Origin of the sequence: Rhodococcus sp. WY5 (genome assembly GCF_018588185.1) — a bacterium.
GTDB lineage: Bacteria > Actinomycetota > Actinomycetes > Mycobacteriales > Mycobacteriaceae > Rhodococcus_F > Rhodococcus_F qingshengii.
Genome location: NZ_JAAMPR010000001.1, coordinates 2,793,960 through 2,809,173, shown reverse-complemented (window position 1 = coordinate 2,809,173; position 15,214 = coordinate 2,793,960). Strand labels below are relative to the sequence as shown.

At 62.9% G+C, this 15,214-nt stretch carries 15 protein-coding genes and 1 pseudogene; 8 read left to right on the top strand and 8 right to left on the bottom strand.

Annotated features, from left to right (window positions below):
• Positions 1 to 45: 45 nt before the first annotated feature.
• Positions 46 to 1,701 (top strand): glucose-6-phosphate isomerase, encoded by a 1,656-nt coding sequence (pgi, locus tag G4D79_RS13190; RefSeq protein ID WP_007727615.1) that lies wholly within the window; start codon positions 46 to 48, stop codon positions 1,699 to 1,701.
• A 1-nt stretch (position 1,702) separates the two neighbouring features.
• On the opposite strand, the gene G4D79_RS13185 is transcribed toward pgi, so the two are convergent.
• Complete coding sequence (locus tag G4D79_RS13185) at positions 1,703 to 2,515, bottom strand: FAD:protein FMN transferase (RefSeq protein WP_007727618.1); 813 nt, start codon at positions 2,513 to 2,515, stop codon at positions 1,703 to 1,705.
• Between the two features lie 210 nt (positions 2,516 to 2,725).
• On the opposite strand from G4D79_RS13185, the gene G4D79_RS13180 reads away from it, so the two are divergent.
• Together G4D79_RS13180 and G4D79_RS13175 are read left to right on the top strand one after the other, a co-directional pair.
• Positions 2,726 to 2,884 carry a hypothetical protein gene (locus G4D79_RS13180; RefSeq protein ID WP_155277906.1) on the top strand — a complete coding sequence of 53 codons (159 nt, stop codon included), beginning with the start codon at positions 2,726 to 2,728 and terminating at the stop codon, positions 2,882 to 2,884.
• Between the two features lie 552 nt (positions 2,885 to 3,436).
• Positions 3,437 to 3,880 carry a helix-turn-helix domain-containing protein gene (locus G4D79_RS13175; protein ID WP_003946341.1) on the top strand — a complete coding sequence of 148 codons (444 nt, stop codon included), beginning with the start codon at positions 3,437 to 3,439 and terminating at the stop codon, positions 3,878 to 3,880.
• Between the two features lie 26 nt (positions 3,881 to 3,906).
• Here the strand turns inward: G4D79_RS13175 and G4D79_RS13170 are convergent, their stop codons facing one another.
• From G4D79_RS13170 to G4D79_RS13160, 3 genes and pseudogenes are all read right to left on the bottom strand, one after another.
• Entirely contained in the window at positions 3,907 to 4,725 is an 819-nt protein-coding gene (locus G4D79_RS13170; protein WP_007727621.1) for an ABC transporter permease, read from the bottom strand.
• Positions 4,685 to 5,536: pseudogene (locus G4D79_RS13165) on the bottom strand (ABC transporter ATP-binding protein). The gene G4D79_RS13170 and the pseudogene G4D79_RS13165 overlap by 41 nt, the downstream one beginning before the upstream one ends.
• A 4-nt stretch (positions 5,537 to 5,540) precedes the next feature.
• A complete protein-coding gene (locus G4D79_RS13160) occupies positions 5,541 to 6,008 on the bottom strand; it encodes a MarR family winged helix-turn-helix transcriptional regulator (protein ID WP_003946332.1) in 468 nt (155 codons plus the stop codon).
• Between the two features lie 125 nt (positions 6,009 to 6,133).
• Between G4D79_RS13160 and G4D79_RS13155 the strand changes: the two genes are divergently transcribed.
• The gene (locus G4D79_RS13155) at positions 6,134 to 6,637 is read left to right on the top strand and encodes a hypothetical protein (protein ID WP_003946334.1); all 504 of its coding nucleotides are present in this window, start codon (positions 6,134 to 6,136) and stop codon (positions 6,635 to 6,637) included.
• 3 nt (positions 6,638 to 6,640) lie between these two features.
• Here G4D79_RS13155 and G4D79_RS13150 read toward each other — a convergent pair whose 3' ends face one another.
• Positions 6,641 to 7,963 (bottom strand): NAD(P)/FAD-dependent oxidoreductase, encoded by a 1,323-nt coding sequence (locus tag G4D79_RS13150; protein WP_099698250.1) that lies wholly within the window; start codon positions 7,961 to 7,963, stop codon positions 6,641 to 6,643.
• Positions 7,963 to 8,715, bottom strand: a complete 753-nt coding sequence (locus G4D79_RS13145; protein WP_019744767.1) for an SDR family oxidoreductase — start codon at positions 8,713 to 8,715, stop codon at positions 7,963 to 7,965. Before G4D79_RS13145 ends, G4D79_RS13150 begins: the two co-directional genes overlap by 1 nt.
• Before the next feature lie 82 nt (positions 8,716 to 8,797).
• On the opposite strand from G4D79_RS13145, the gene G4D79_RS13140 reads away from it, so the two are divergent.
• Genes G4D79_RS13140 through G4D79_RS13130 form a run of 3 tightly spaced genes read left to right on the top strand, consistent with a single transcriptional unit; the run spans position 8,798 to position 13,235 of the window.
• Positions 8,798 to 10,207, top strand: coding sequence for an NAD(P)/FAD-dependent oxidoreductase (locus G4D79_RS13140; RefSeq protein ID WP_099698260.1), 1,410 nt, complete (start codon positions 8,798 to 8,800; stop codon positions 10,205 to 10,207).
• A gap of 29 nt (positions 10,208 to 10,236) precedes the next feature.
• Positions 10,237 to 11,766, top strand: a complete 1,530-nt coding sequence (locus tag G4D79_RS13135; RefSeq protein ID WP_099698251.1) for a carboxylesterase/lipase family protein — start codon at positions 10,237 to 10,239, stop codon at positions 11,764 to 11,766.
• Positions 11,763 to 13,235: a carboxylesterase/lipase family protein gene (locus G4D79_RS13130; protein ID WP_099698252.1), complete on the top strand. Its 1,473-nt coding sequence runs from the start codon at positions 11,763 to 11,765 to the stop codon at positions 13,233 to 13,235. The genes G4D79_RS13135 and G4D79_RS13130 overlap by 4 nt, the downstream gene beginning before the upstream one ends.
• Positions 13,236 to 13,242: 7 nt before the next feature.
• Here G4D79_RS13130 and G4D79_RS13125 read toward each other — a convergent pair whose 3' ends face one another.
• Together G4D79_RS13125 and G4D79_RS13120 are read right to left on the bottom strand one after the other, a co-directional pair.
• Positions 13,243 to 13,668 (bottom strand): hypothetical protein, encoded by a 426-nt coding sequence (locus tag G4D79_RS13125; protein WP_099698253.1) that lies wholly within the window; start codon positions 13,666 to 13,668, stop codon positions 13,243 to 13,245.
• The gene (locus tag G4D79_RS13120) at positions 13,665 to 14,255 is read right to left on the bottom strand and encodes a helix-turn-helix domain-containing protein (protein WP_003946400.1); all 591 of its coding nucleotides are present in this window, start codon (positions 14,253 to 14,255) and stop codon (positions 13,665 to 13,667) included. The genes G4D79_RS13125 and G4D79_RS13120 overlap by 4 nt, the downstream gene beginning before the upstream one ends.
• A 166-nt stretch (positions 14,256 to 14,421) precedes the next feature.
• Here G4D79_RS13120 and G4D79_RS13115 point away from each other — a divergent pair, with 166 nt between their 5' ends.
• Positions 14,422 to 15,207 (top strand): aldolase, encoded by a 786-nt coding sequence (locus G4D79_RS13115; RefSeq protein WP_030534888.1) that lies wholly within the window; start codon positions 14,422 to 14,424, stop codon positions 15,205 to 15,207.
• The last annotated feature ends 7 nt before the right edge of the window (positions 15,208 to 15,214 follow it).

The following is a 15,214-nucleotide window of genomic DNA, read 5'->3' as shown; positions in this document are numbered from 1 at the left end:
GACTCACGCGGAAGTTTCCAGCTTGTGCCACTAAAGTCGATGATCGTGAGCACTGACATCACCGGAACCTCAGCCTGGCAGAAACTGCGCGCTCATTACGCCGACATCGAAGGCGTTCACCTGCGAGAACTCTTCCAGGACGATCCAGCCCGCGGGCGAGAGCTGACGATCGACGCCGGTGATCTTCACATCGACTACAGCAAGCATCGCGTCAGCCGCGAGACTCTCGCGCTGCTCGTCGACCTGGCCCGCGAAGCCGGCGTCGAGGCACGACGCGACGCGATGTTCGCGGGCGATCACATCAACACTTCCGAAGACCGCGCCGTACTGCACACAGCGCTGCGTCTGCCCAAGGATTCTGCTCTGACCGTCGACGGTCAAGACGTCGTCGCGGACGTTCACGAAGTTCTGGACGCGATGGGCGCTTTTGCCGATCGTGTGCGCAGCGGCGAGTGGACCGGAGCTACCGGCAAGCGCATCCGCACCATCGTCAACATCGGCATCGGCGGTTCCGACCTCGGGCCGGTGATGGTCTACCGCGCACTACGGCATTACGCCGACGCCGGAATCAGCGTCCGGTTCGTCTCCAACATCGACCCTGTCGACCTGGTCGGGCAGCTCGACGACCTCGATCCGGAGACGACGCTCTTCATCGTCGCATCCAAGACGTTCTCCACCCTCGAGACCCTCACCAACGCGACAGCGGCAAAGCGTTGGCTGTTCGCCGGTCTGGGCAGCGAAGACGTCTCGGCCGTAGCCAAGCATTTCGTCGCAGTCTCCACCCACGGTGACCGTGTGGCGGAGTTCGGCATCGACACCGCGAACATGTTCGGGTTCTGGGATTGGGTCGGCGGGCGCTACTCCGTCGACTCGGCGATCGGCTTGTCGGTCATGTGTGCCGTCGGACCCGTTCGCTTTGCGGAGTTCCTCGACGGTTTCCACCAGATCGACACGCACTTCCGAAACCAACCGCTCGAGCAGAACGCGCCGGTCCTCCTCGGCCTCATCGGGCTCTGGTATTCCAACTTCTTCGGCGCACAGTCCCGCGCAGTGCTGCCCTACTCCAACGACTTGCTGCGCTTTCCCGCCTACCTGCAGCAGCTGACCATGGAATCCAACGGCAAATCGGTTCGCGCCGACGGCTCACCGGTGACCACGTCCACCGGTGAGATCTTCTGGGGCGAGCCCGGAACCAACGGCCAACACGCCTTCTACCAACTCCTGCATCAGGGCACCTGGCTGGTGCCTGCCGATTTCATCGGGTTCGCGGAATCCACCGACGATCTGCCTACTGCGGACGGCACGGGATCAATGCACGATCTGCTCATGAGTAACTTCTTCGCTCAGACAAAGGTTCTCGCGTTCGGGAAGACTGCCGAAGAAATCGCGTCAGAGGGCACTGCTCCGGAGCTGGTGCCACACAAGGTGATGCCAGGCAACCGACCGTCGAGCACTATCTTGGCGAAGGAGCTGACGCCCTCGGTCGTCGGTCAGCTGATCGCACTTTACGAGCACCAGGTATTTGTCGAAGGTGCTGTCTGGGGTGTCAATCCGTTCGATCAGTGGGGCGTCGAACTCGGCAAGACACAAGCCATGGAACTGGGGCCTGCGCTCTCTTCCGAAGCAGCACCCGGCGACCTCGGCGACACATCCACAGATGCTCTGGTGCAGTGGTACCGCAGAGAGCGCGGACGGGCCTGACTCACGCGGCCGCCGGGCCGAACCAACTTTCCGTGGTGTACACGCGTCCGGATCGGTCGACGAGCCGAGCCCGAAGCTCTTGCTGTTCAACCCATTTGATGGCGCTTATCCCCCGGATCAACGCAGCTTCGCTCGCGGCGTACGCCCACACCGCGTCGTCAGCAATCACCGAGACCTGTGCCCATTCCGTGGAGGGCCGCTCCTGGTTCGGCTCCCAGGAGGGCAGCTCCAGCGCCCGCGCCGTCGCCATCGCGGTTCCGTTGATCAGTTCGACTTCTTCGCTGTCCGGCACCGGAATCTGCCAGCCACCAGCCGGTGCATGGCCGGCCGTGGCGATCACGTCGCCGATCCGCACAGCAACGCCGCATTGTAATTCGGCGGCGACGATCTGCGCGGCGCGATCGACGGTGTCGGCCTTGGCAACTCCGGTGATGTCGAACGACGCACCCCAGGGCGCATACACCACGTCTCCGTCGAGCTGTACGTCCTCGAACGTCGGGGTCGGGTGCACCGGAGGGATGGATTCGTCCTCGGAGTAGTTGTCGGCAAGCGGATTGACTGCACCGCCGGTCATACGGGCAGCCCACAGCGCCGACCGCAGCAGAGCCGACATACGTCGTGTCACTTTGACCGGAGTTCCCTGAGCGAGGTTGACGGCGTGAATCTCGGCGTCTCCCCGGCGAAGGTCGCAGACCGCTTCGGTTTCGTCGATGGCAGCTGCGATCAACGCGTGCGCAGTAGGCAGCGCAGCGCCCTCGGTGACGTCCACCTCCACGGCGGAATCCCACATCGCCCACTTCTCGACACTGACCATGTCAGTCCTGCCCTTCGAACACACTGTGTTGTAACCAGTATGCGCCGGTCAGCAACCCCCGTGCCATAAAGCGCTTCCGAGGCCGAGGCACACATGCCGCAGGTTGAAGCAGCGCACGGCGGGACTGGATGGTAGATCTGTGCGACAGAATTGCCGCCCGGACTGTCGCCCTCCGTGTGCAAGACGTGTAATCCTCCACATGGTTCTGACATGCACCTGACTGCGACGACGTCGACTACTACTGGCGCAGCGGGCAATTCCGATCCGAAAGACGCAGAGTCGACGCTCGACATGTCCGGCCGGCCGGCTGCGCTTCGAGCCCGGTCCGCCGCAGCAACACGCCCGGGCGGCGCTGATGTCACCGCATGAACCTTATGTCACCGCATGAAAAATGGGGACCGACGAGAAGCACTGTGTTCCAACGTCGATGACATACCAATCGGCCGCTTTCAATGCGCGTCACTTTCGCAGGTGGACACACCTGAGCGCTCACTCTCGAGTGCAGCAAAATACGGGCCCACCACTGAGCGCGAGCGTCGAGCAGAGCACCGAGAAGAAGTCCCGAACACGCGGCGCGCCAACCGCCGGCACGACGACGCCCGGTGCCCGGCGGCAGCGCTTCGCACGTTACAGACCGAGCAGGAATGCATCGACACAAAATGGATAGGACCGGCTGAAAGAACCTGCAGCACAATGGCGTAACCACCACCGTTCGGCTTATACGCTACCGCCGTACACCTTGGCAAAACGAACGGTCAGTACGCGGCGAAAATCACATACTTTACAAAGTCTTTGGAATTTTTCTGCGCCAAATATCCGCAGGTGAAAGGACTTTCGACCAGAGTCCAGAATAACCGTGTCGTCTACTATGTGAAAACTGCGAAGTAGCTGTGACGCCGGGTCACGCTCGAGGGAGGAATTGTGACCGATTCATTCAAGGACCGTTTGAACGCCTTGTACCCGGCCACAGCACCGAGACTCACCAACGCACAAGTTGTGGAAGCCCTTTCGCAACGTGGATGCAAGATTTCGACACCGTACCTCTCGCAACTCCGGAGCGGTGTGCGCACGAATCCATCGGAGCAAGTCGTTTTGGCATTGGCCGATTACTTCGGCGTAGCAGCAGAGTACTTCTTCGGCCCGACACCTCGCCAAGATCCCGAACTGATTCCGGAAGAAGACCGTTCGGTTGTCGAGGAGTTCCACGACAGCGAATTACGTTCTCTGGCCATAAAAGCGGTCGATCTCTCCCCTGAATCGCAGGACTTGCTCTCATCGATTGCGGAGAAACTTCGCTCGTCCGAAGGACTCCCGGCCGTCCCTCCGGATTGCAGCACCTACACCCCACCGTTCACTCGCGACTAGTCCGCAGCGAAGATCAGCGAGTCAGATCAGCGAGTCAAGCGGCCCAATAGTGCCGAAGCTGTGATGATTCCGAGCAGCGCGGCCCCGATCAGCACGCCGAAGTCGACGAGGTAGTCGGTCGGCATTCCGATCAGCAGACCGCGCAGCGCTGACACCTCGTAACTCAGCGGATTGATGCGACTGAGCCACTGAACCCACGTCGGCATGAGTTCGACCGGGTACAGAGCGTTGGACGCGAAGAACAACGGCATGGTGATCGCCTGGCCGATGCCCATCAATCGATCTCGTTTGAGCACGATCCCCGCGATCGCAACCGACAGACAGGCGAAGAACGCCGAGCCGAGGACAACGACAGCCACGACGCCGAGCAGCTTGATCGGGTTCCACGTCATGCTCACGCCCAGCAGCGCCGCTACAACGACTACGACCACGGCCTGGGCGACCGCACGGATACCGGCTGCAAATGCCTTTCCGGTGACCAGCGCGGCTCGTGGCGTCGGCGTCACCATGAGTTTGGTGAGGACTCCCGCGTCACGCTCCCAGATGATCTGGATTCCGTAGAAGATCGCAACAAAAAGCGCGGACTGCGCAATGATGCCCGGCGCGAGAAAGTCGAGATACGGTACGTCGCCAGTCGGGATCGCTCGGATATGACTGAACGTCTGACCGAAGATCACCAACCAGAGGATCGGCTGGATTGCGCGCGTGACCAATTCAGATCGGTCGTGCCGCAACTTCTGAACTTCCACGAGGCAGAATGTGTAAATTCTCGAGAGCAATCGAGCAAGACTGTTGGTAGTGGGATCAGCCCAAGCGGCGCGCTGTGCGACGGGCACTGCGGACATCGTGGAGACCTCCTGACTTGCCGCCGGTGAGGTCGTCGCCGGTGTAGTGACGGAACACGTCTTCGAGAGTGGCCTCCGGCCCCAGTTCGGCGGCCAACGCGCTCGGCTCGCCCACTGCACGAAGTTCACCGTGATGCATCAACGCAACACGATCACACAACTCCTCGGCTTCTTCCATGTAGTGCGTCGTGAGCAGGACGGTCATGCCGTATCGCTTCTGCATCTCCGCCACTCGCTTCCAGACGGATTCGCGGGCAATGGGATCCAACCCCACCGTCGGTTCGTCGAGCACCAGCAACGACGGTCAGTTCACCAGCGCCTGCGCAAGTTCGAGACGTCGCACCATACCGCCGGAGAAACCCGACGCCAGACGATCACCTGAATCGAGTAGGTCCACCATCTCGAGCGCCTGGTCGACGCGCTCGCGTCGTTCGGACCGCGGAACGTCGTACAGTCGCGCGAACCAGGTCACGTTCTCGCGTGCGGTCAATGCGCTTTCGATCGAGAGCTGTTGTGGCACGTACCCGAGGTAGCGCCGAATGGTCATCGCCTCGGTACGAACTGAGCGACCGAGAATCCGAATGTCACCGTCTTGCAGAGGAAGTAACGTGTTGAGCAACCTGATCGTCGTAGTCTTTCCTGCGCCGTTGGGACCGAGCAGGCCGAAACACTCCCCCGCATTGATGACCAGACTCAGGTTGTCCACCGCGCGGTGGTCGCCGAACTTGTATGTAACCGAGTCGATCTCGACCGCGTGTGCGCCGGGGTCGGGTGAACCTGCCGCTCGGCTCTTCCACCACTGTGTCAGCATCTCACTACCCCTCACCTTCTGATCCGGCTGCTGCCAGAGCGCTCGCCAATCGCGACAGGGCTGGTAGCGCAGCCTCGATCCTCGCTCTGTCTTCTCCGGTCAGACTCGACAATGCCTGACCGACAATCACACTCCGGCGATCACGCCACACCTCGACGCGGGCGCGCGCCTCGTCCGCGAGTACCAATCGCGCGACGCGGCGGTCGGCCTCGTCGGCAACGCGTTCGATCACTCCATCGTCGACGAGCTGCCGCACCAAGGTGGACACCGTGTTTGCCGCGACACCCAATCGCCCGGCGGCCTCGGCCACCGACAGACCCGGGTTGCGTCGTAGCAGCCTGACGAGTTCGATCTGGGCGCCGGCGAGCGGTCGTTCCGCAAACGGCCGCCCCGATGCCTTCCTCGTGCCCCGGCGCAATTGTCCGAGCGTCTCCAGGACGTCATCCGCAAGATCTGCTCCGCTTCCATCCACAACCTCACAATAGCTCTGTAACAGAGCTATTGTCGAGGAATCCGGACGCCCGGCGTTTTCAGCTCGTCCGCAACGGGTATCCCCGATTGCTTGTCCCGAGCACTCCCGCCCAGAACGGAGACGTCATGCGCAGACAGTGGTTGTTCGCGACGGTTGCGAGTACCGCCCTGATCCTCACCGGTTGCTCGCCCGACGCCCTCGATTCCGGGGACAGCGCAGACAACGTCACTGCCATTGCGACGTCGCTGTCGCCACCCGCCGCCGCTGATGCACCCCTGCTGAAGACCGCCGACTCCCCACTCGGGACGATCGCCGTCGACGGCGAAGGCATGACCGTCTACGTCTACAACCCGGACGAGGAGAACTCACAAGCCGGGTCGTGCGACGAAGCGTGCCTGCGTTACTGGCCGGCGGTCACCTCGGTCACGGATTCGCCGATCGTCGAAGGAATCGACGCCGTCATCGACACTGTCGACGGGCCTGAAGGATCTTTCCAGATCACCGTCAACGGCAAGCCCGTCTATCGGTACCTCGACGACAAGGTTCCCGGAGACATGCTCGGACAGAGCGTCGGCAGCCTGTGGTGGATGATCGACGCCGCCGGAAACCCCGTGTTCAAGACTGAGTAACCCTCAGTTGTACGGCTGCCGAGCGGTTTCGGGGTCGCCGTACGTGATTGCCCGTTCCCGACGCGTTTTCGACGCCAGGGTTGCGCCCCAGTTCAGCACCGTGCTGGCGCGATTGCGGAAACCGGCGAGGAATGCGATGTGGATGATTCCCCATGACACCCATCCGATGAACCCGGACAACTGGACCGGCCCTGCCTGAAGCAACGCGTGGCGTCGCGAAATGTAGGCCGCGGTTCCAAGATCGCGGTACTTGAACGGTTTTCGGCTGGGCACTCCGTTTTCCACGGTTGCAGCGATCCGGGCACCGGCGTGCCGACCACCCTGCATCGCGACCTCGGCCACCCCGGCAAGTTTGTCCCGCGACATGAGGTCGCCCACCACGTAGACGTTCGGGTGGCCGGGAACGGTCAGATCGGCTTCCACCTCGATGCGGCCACCGCCGACCTGCTTCACACCCAGCGCCGTGGCCAGTGCCTCGGCGAACGGCACTGCTTCGACGCCCGCGGTCCACAGAATCGTGCGGGTCTCGTACTGCCGCTTCTCTTTTGTCTTCTTGTCCGTCGTCTCGATGCTGGTCTCGCACACGTCGGTGACGTGCACGCCGAGGTGAGTCTCGACGCCGATCCCGTCGAGAGTACGTTTGGCGGCGGCCGAGAGCTTGCGACTGAACGAAGGGAGCACCCGATCGTCGCCGTGGAAGAGCAGCACCCTTGCCTCGTCCGGGTCTATGGACCGGAACTCGTTGGTCAGCGCGTGCATCGCCAATTCGCGGATCTGCCCGGCTAATTCGACGCCGGTGGGTCCACCGCCCGCCACGGCGAATGTCAGCCACGGTCGACGTTCTTCCGCCGTCGGGAGCGATTCGGCCATCTCGAACGCAGCAATGAGACTGCGCCTGATCGCCAAAGCGTCGTCGAGGGTTTTCATGCCAGGCGCCCATTTGATGAACTCGTCCTGGCCGTGGTACGACTGCCGCATTCCGGCCGCCACGACCAGGTAGTCGTACGGCAGTTCGAAGGTCGACCCGTCGAAGCGACTGGCAGTCAGTATCCCGGCCTCCGCGTCCACCGACTTGGCCTCGCCCAGAACGACGTTCGTGTTCTTGTTGTCCTCGAGCAGATGTCGCAGCGGACTTGCGATCTGCCCTTCGGAGAGCAGACCCGTGGCGCACTGGTAGAGCAGCGGCTGGAAGACGTGGCTCGTTCCCCGGTCGATCAGCACTACCTCGACGTCAGCCTTCTTGAGTCGTCTCGCTGCATACAGTCCACCGAAGCCGCCACCGACGATCACTACCCGGGGCTTACCGTTCGAGATGTGGATGCTCATCAGACAAACCTCGCTGTCACGGAGTTGGGCAGGAATCGTAGGGCCGCATCTATCCCTTGCCACTTGAGGCCGGGTAGCGCCGCTCGGGTGGTTTCCTTCTCGATGGCGTCGACCATGGCACTGACGCCTTCGTCCAGACTGGCCATGAGCGCTGCGTCGTCGCCGGCGCCGGCGGACATGTCGGTCTTGATGAAGCCCGGCAGCAGGGTGGTGACCCGAATAGGTGTGCGCGCCAACTCGATACTGAGCGCCTCACCCAGCGCCGCTACTCCCGCCTTGCTCGCCGAATAGGCCGCTTTTGGCCCGGGTAGCCCCCGATCCGCGCTGATCGAAGACACGAGAACCAGGTGTCCGGCGTCCTGCGCGCGAAAGATCTCGAGCGCAGCTTCACACTGCGACAGCGCACCGACAAAATTCGTCTGCGCTGTTGCGAGATTCGCGTGCGCTTTTCCGGTACCGATCTTCGCGCCCTTGCCGAGCCCGGCGTTGACGATCACCCGATCCAGACCACCCAGCTCGTCGCGTAGCTCACCGAAAACCCGGACGACGGAATCGTGTTCGGTCACATCGAGTTCGCGCACTGCGACGCTGATCGACGGGTACTGCGCCACCAGCTCCCCACGCAGCGTGTCGAGACGATCCGTCCGCCGGGCACACAACGCGAGGTCGCGACCGGCCGCGGCGAATCTCCTGGCCATCTCCTCACCCAGACCCGAACTGGCACCGGTGATCAAAATCTTCTGCCGCGTCATGGGTGCAACTGTAACCATCATCGAGTTCTCGTACCCGGCGGTAACCGAGCGAACTCGGACCGATCCGGCATACCGTGGAGCAATGACCGACGAATTCGATGTCATCGTGATCGGCGGTGGACCCGCCGGCGAGAACGCCGCCGCATACGCCATCGCCGGAAGTAATCGCACCGCCGCAATCGTGGAACACGAACTGGTCGGCGGTGAATGCTCGTATTGGGCCTGTATGCCCAGCAAGGCACTACTGCGCCCGGGGCAGGTCCTCGAGGCGGCCGACGCCTTGCCCGGGATCCCGGCCGGACCGCTGGACGTCGATGCCGTTCTGAAACGGCGCGACTCGTTCACCCACAACCACGACGACTCGTCCCAGGTCGACTGGGCAACTTCCGCGGGCATCACCGTGATCAAAGGCCACGGGGTCATCGACGGCGAGCGAGCAGTGACCGTCGACGGGACCCGTAAGCTCCGTGCCCGCCAGGCCGTCGTACTCGCCACGGGAACGACCGCCACCGTCCCGAAGACACCGGGATTGCGCGAGGCACTCCCGTGGACCTCGCGCGACGCCACCAACATGCACGAGGTTCCGTCGCGAGTGGCGGTCATCGGCGGCGGAGTGGTCGCAACGGAGTGCGCAACGTGGTTGTCGTCGTTCGGCGCTCACGTGACGTTGCTCGTGAGGGGCGATGCTCTGTTGAAATCAGCAGAACCGTTTGCCGGAACGATGGTGGCCGAAGCACTCGGCGCCCGCGGTGTGGACGTTCGACTGAGCTCTGCCGTCAATTCGGTGTCACGCCCCGATGCCAAGGACACCGGCGAAGGTCACATCCACGGTGGACCCGTCAGCATCGAGACATCGTCCGGCGTGATCGAAGTCGACGAGGTCATCGTCGCGGCGGGCCGCGGCCCGACATCAGCCGATCTCGGCTTGTCCGTCATCGGCCTCGAGGACGGCAAGTACGTCACGACCGACGATCACCTCTGCGCCCAAGGTGAATGGCTCTACGCAGTCGGCGACATCAACGGTCGTTCTCCCCTCACCCACATGGGCAAGTATCAGGCGAGAGTCTGCGGAGACGTCATCGCCGCGCGGGCCGAGAGTCGCGGGCTCAGTGGACCTCGGTACACGGCGTCGGCGGACAACGGACAGGTCCCCCAGGTGGTGTTCACCTCACCCGAAATCGCCTGGGTGGGACGCACCGAGAAGAAAGCTCGCGACGACGGCTACGACGTCGAAGTCGTGGAGATCGAACTCGCCGTCGCGGGATCTTCGCTGCTGCGCGACGACTACTCGGGGCGCGCGAAGTTGGTGATCGACAAGGCCACCGACGTGATCCTCGGCGCTACCTTCGCCGGGCCCGAAGTATCCGAGCTGGTGCATGCGGCGACAATCGCGGTCGTCGGCGCCGTACCACTGGAAACTCTCTGGCATGCGGTGCCCTCGTATCCGACGGTCAGTGAAGTCTGGCTTCGATTGCTGGAGGCTCGCCGCTGACGCGCTCCCGAAGTACGTATAGTCGCGACATGGCGTCCGACATACTTGTGACCACGGCCGACGGCACCCTGCGCGGCCGCCGGGTGGGAAAACTTCGTGCCTGGCGCGGAATTCCCTACGCCCGGCCGCCGGTCGGAACACTGCGTCTGACGCGACCCCAGCCGGTCACGCCGTGGACCGGAGAACGCGACGCGACCAGGTTCGGCGACGCGTCTGTCCAACACAAGAAGGGGCTGTTGCTCGCGCCCGGGAAGTACCAGCCGAGCAGCGAGGACTGCCTGACGCTCAACGTGCTCGCCCCCGCGAACACCGGCAATACTCCGCGTCCCGTCATGGTTTTCATCCACGGTGGGGCAAACACCATCGGGACCTCGGCCACCGGCTTGTACTCGGGCGTGTCCCTCGTCGAACGCGGCGACGTCGTCTACGTCTCGATCAACTACCGGCTCGGCGCTCTGGGCTACCTCGATTTCACCCCGTTCTCCACATCCGAGCGCGTATTCGACTCCAACCTCGGACTGCGCGATCAGGTCGCGGCCCTGCAGTGGGTGCAACGCAACATCGCCGCCTTCGGTGGGGATCCTGAAAAAGTCACGATTTTCGGTGAATCCGCCGGAGCCACCGCCGTCACCACCCTGATGGCGACTCCGGCCGCCAAGGGACTCTTTGCCGGCGCTATCGCCGAGAGTTCGGCTCCGGATCTGGTCTCGAGCACGCAGCGATCGCATGCCTGGGGCGCGCGTTTCGTCGAGATCCTCAATTCCGGCCTACCACCCGCGAAGGCCCTGACCTCGGCGACAGCCGTCGAATTGGGCAGAGCCGGAAGCAGACTGGGCGCCGAGGTACTCGCGAACACACCTGGACTACATCCCTTCGGACCGGTCGTCGACGGCGACTTCCTGCCGCGCTCCCCCTTGGACGCATTCAAAGAAGGATCGGCACACCAGGTGCCGATGATCATCGGCACCAACAGACGGGAGGGGACGCTGTTCCCGAAGGTGCTCGACGCACTTCCGACCAACCCGTCGCGCATCGACACCATGTTTGCCCTCACCGATCCCGAGGCCGGGAAACGCATCCTCGCGACCTATCCCGGCTACCCGGACGAGCAGTCCGCGATCGACGTCGGCGGAGACGTCACGTTCTGGCACCCGTCCGTGGAGTTGATGCAAGCGCACGCACAATCGGCGCCGACGTACGCCTACCGATTCGACTTCGCGCCGACGATGATGCGCTGGCTCGGCCTCGACGCCACACACGGATTCGAGATGTTTGCAGTCTTCGGCATCCGTGACACCCTTGTCGGGCGCGGCCTCACCCTTCCCGGCGGTCGACGCGGACTGCGCGCAGTCACCGAATCTGTTCAGGGACACTGGCTTCACTTCGCCGAGCACGGCTCGCCGCGCGGATCGTGGCCGCGCTACGAGGGGCAGGAGCGTCGGACCATGATCTTCGACGAGATCGTCCGCGTCGAGAACGATCCCAGACGTGAACAACGCTTGGCCTGGGCGGGATACAGCGGTTACCGTAGCCACGGCACCGACATCTCCCTACCGTGACGAGCCCCCTCGAGATCACTCTCGATTCCGGGGTCGTACGCGGGCGCCTCGATCGAGGACTGCGCACCTGGCGAGCAATCCCCTACGCAACGGCCCCGACCGGTCCTCGGAGATTTCGCGCACCGCAGCCGGTCGAGGCTTGGAATGGTGTCCGCCCGGCGGAAGCATTCGGCTCTCCGTCTCCGCAGCGCAAGAGCAATTTCGACGAGAACTCACTCTTCGTCAATGTCGTGGCCCCGCAGGTACCGTCGGATTCGTTGCGACCGGTCATGGTTTTCATTCACGGCGGCGCGTACAACGGCGGGAATCCGTCGACGCCCATGTACCGCGGAACGAGCCTGGTCGAACGTGGCGACATCGTCTACGTCTCGATCCAATATCGTCTCGGCGCGTTGGGCTACCTCGATTTCAGTGAATATTCCACTGCGGAAAGATCATTCGAGACGAACCTCGGATTGCGCGATCAGATCGCCGCGATGACGTGGGTCCAACGCAACATCGCCGCTTTCGGCGGCGACCCGAACGCCGTCACCGTCTTCGGTGAATCGTCCGGCGCCAACGCGGTCACCACTCTGATGGCAACGCCGGCGGCACGAGGGCTGTTCGCCCGGGCCATCGCTCAAAGTCCGCCGGCTGCTTCGGCATACGGAAAAGAGCGAGCGCACCGTTGGGCACGCGAGTTCCTCGAGATCGCACAGGCTCCAGATACCGATCCGGGATCGTGGCTGCGCTCCGCTTCGGTGAAGGACCTGGTCGCTGCCGGCGAAGAACTTGCGCGCCGCGGCGCGGACGAAGAACCCGGAACGCGGGCATTTGCCCCCGTGGTGGGTGACGACGTCCTTCCCGAACACCCGCTCGACGTGTTCGCCGCCGGACGCGCCCACCCCGTTCCGCTGCTCGTCGGTTCGAATCTCCACGAGGGAAGAATCTTCCCGCGCGTTCTCGACATCTTGCCTACCGACCCGGTTCGGATCGAGAAGATGTTCTCCCACACCACCCCTGAAGTGAAAGCACGTGCGCTCGCGGCGTATCCCACGTATCCGCACCGGTTTGCTGCCGCAGATCTCGGCGGCGACATCACGTTCTGGGAGCCCGCGATACTCTGCGCACAGGGTCATTGCCAGGTAGCTCCTACCTACAGTTACCGCTACGATTTTGCGCCTCGCCTGCTCAGACTCGTCGGCATGGGCGCTACCCACGCCACCGAATTGCTTGCGGTCTTCGGGCGTTCGGATGCACTCACCGCGGCCTTGACCGCGGTCGGTGGGCGCCGCGGACTGACTGCGGTGACCTCCACCATGCAGCGCCACTGGATCCATTTCGCCCGCCACGGAGTGCCGGACCGGGATTGGCCCGCCTACTCCGTACCGGAGCGGCAAACAATGATCTTCGACGAGACGTCCCGAGTGGAGAACGACCCGATGGGTGAGCGTCGACGGGCTTGGATCGGCTACGAGCACAGGCGCTGAAGCCCGATCAGAAGAACTGACCTTTCACGAAACCTGCGAGTAGGACGGCAAATCCGCCCACCTCACCGAGGATCAGCAGAAACATCCCGAGGTGCAGGGGCGGACCGGCGGACTCGAACTGATTGCCGGTGTCCTTCATCGCACCGTGAGCGATGTAGCTGAATATCGCTGCGAGAAAGAAGAACACGACCACTGCGGCACTGGTCAGGTTGATCCACGTCGGCCACGCACTGAGTTCGACGAACACCGCGATCAGCAGCGTCGCAAACGAGTACATCAGGGCAGCGCGGTGTGCGATGTCGACATACGGATGGGCGAGGTGATTGTCCGAAGTGGCCATCTGTCGGTATTTCCAGATTCCCAGGCACAGGGAGAGAAGGAAGATCAGACCGGCCGCGAGAAGCGTCAGTGTCGTGTCGATCCCCAGCGTCATCTGCCCACCCCGCAGTGCGTTTCCAGCGAGTCACCGCTGGGTGATCCAGCCGAAGGCTTGTCGTAGACGACAACCAGCACCACCGCACGATCCGCCGACACCGACCGCATCCGGTGCGGCGTATTCGCGTCGAAGTACAAGCTGTCGCCGGCGTCGAGGTGCATCGTCTGCCCGGGGATTTCGAATTCTACGGATCCGGAATGCACGAACACGAACTCCTCTCCCGTGTGGTCCATGAACTTGGGACCCATCACCGAGGCCGGATGAACCACGAACGGCTGCATGGCCTTTCCGACCAGTGAGGGCGCGATCGGATCGTAGACGGAAGACTGCACGGAGTTGGCCGGGTCGATCACGCGGTCCTTCGCGCGCACGATCGTCATGGCATTTCCCTCCATACTGTCCGAGAACAGTTGCCCCACATCGGCGTCGAGCACACGCGCAATCTTGAGTGCCACCGCGATCGACGGGGTACTGATACCCCGCTCGACCTTGGAGAGATAGCTCTTCGTCAGACCGGTCTGCTCGGCCAGGCCCTCGAGCGTCAGACCGGCGCGACGCCGATGTGTTCGCAAAAACGCTGCCATTCGGTTCCCCTCACGAGACTTTGTGTCATCACCCTACCAATACATTGACCTGCGGCGATCAGCGATGCAGGAATCGAGGGTTGCGCATTTCCGTCCTATATGACACTTTGTGTCTTATAGGTGACTGAATGTCATTGATTTCCGGGTCCCGAGAAAGGCACACCCCATGACCGACACGATGCATGCGAGCAAGCAGGAACTCATGGCCACCGCCGAGACGAAGATGCTCACCGAAGTAACGACAGGTAGTTGGACTCTTCGACAGAAGATCGCACTGACCTGCCGGGCACTGTCGGACGCCGGCCACGACTCCGGCCTTGCCGGACAGATCTCCGCCCGCGGTGGGCAGCCAGGAACGTTTGTCACACAGCGACTCGGCCTCGGGTTCGACGAGATCACCGAGGACAACCTCCTGCTCGTCAACGAGGATCTCGAAGTCCTCGACGGGGAGGGCATGCCGAACCCCGCCAACAGGTTCCACAGTTGGATCTACCGCGCACGACCCGACGTCAACTGCATCGTCCACACACACCCACTACATGCGACGGCGCTGTCGATGCTCGAGATTCCCCTCGTCGTCTCCCAAATGGACATCGCGCCGCTCTACGACGACTGCGCATTTCTCGCCGACTGGCCCGGGGTTCCCGTGGGAAACGAGGAGGGCGAGATCATTTCGGCTGCACTCGGCGACAAGCGGGCAATTCTGCTCGCCCACCACGGCCAACTCGTCGTCGGCAACACGGTCGAAGAGGCATGCTCTCTCGGGCATCTGATCGAGCGAGCGGCCAGACTGCAGTTGCTGGCGATGGCTGCCGGAGACATCAAGCCGCTACCGCCTCGCCTGGCGAAGGAGGCACACGATTGGACACTGACTCCTCGGCGCAGCGAGGCGAACTTCGCTTACTACGCCCGTCGCGCTCTCCGCAATCATCCCGACACACTGACCAACTGACTTTTGT

Coding starts and splice junctions, on each gene's coding strand:
- G4D79_RS13135 (WP_099698251.1), top strand. CDS start 10,237: ATGGCGTCCGACATACTTGTGACCACGGCCGACGGCACCCTGCGCGGC.
- G4D79_RS13115 (WP_030534888.1), top strand. CDS start 14,422: ATGACCGACACGATGCATGCGAGCAAGCAGGAACTCATGGCCACCGCC.
- G4D79_RS13170 (WP_007727621.1), bottom strand. CDS start 4,725: ATGTCCGCAGTGCCCGTCGCACAGCGCGCCGCTTGGGCTGATCCCACT.
- G4D79_RS13150 (WP_099698250.1), bottom strand. CDS start 7,963: ATGAGCATCCACATCTCGAACGGTAAGCCCCGGGTAGTGATCGTCGGT.
- G4D79_RS13180 (WP_155277906.1), top strand. CDS start 2,726: ATGCACCTGACTGCGACGACGTCGACTACTACTGGCGCAGCGGGCAAT.
- G4D79_RS13120 (WP_003946400.1), bottom strand. CDS start 14,255: ATGGCAGCGTTTTTGCGAACACATCGGCGTCGCGCCGGTCTGACGCTC.
- G4D79_RS13185 (WP_007727618.1), bottom strand. CDS start 2,515: ATGGTCAGTGTCGAGAAGTGGGCGATGTGGGATTCCGCCGTGGAGGTG.
- G4D79_RS13125 (WP_099698253.1), bottom strand. CDS start 13,668: ATGACGCTGGGGATCGACACGACACTGACGCTTCTCGCGGCCGGTCTG.
- G4D79_RS13145 (WP_019744767.1), bottom strand. CDS start 8,715: ATGACGCGGCAGAAGATTTTGATCACCGGTGCCAGTTCGGGTCTGGGT.
- G4D79_RS13155 (WP_003946334.1), top strand. CDS start 6,134: ATGCGCAGACAGTGGTTGTTCGCGACGGTTGCGAGTACCGCCCTGATC.
- G4D79_RS13140 (WP_099698260.1), top strand. CDS start 8,798: ATGACCGACGAATTCGATGTCATCGTGATCGGCGGTGGACCCGCCGGC.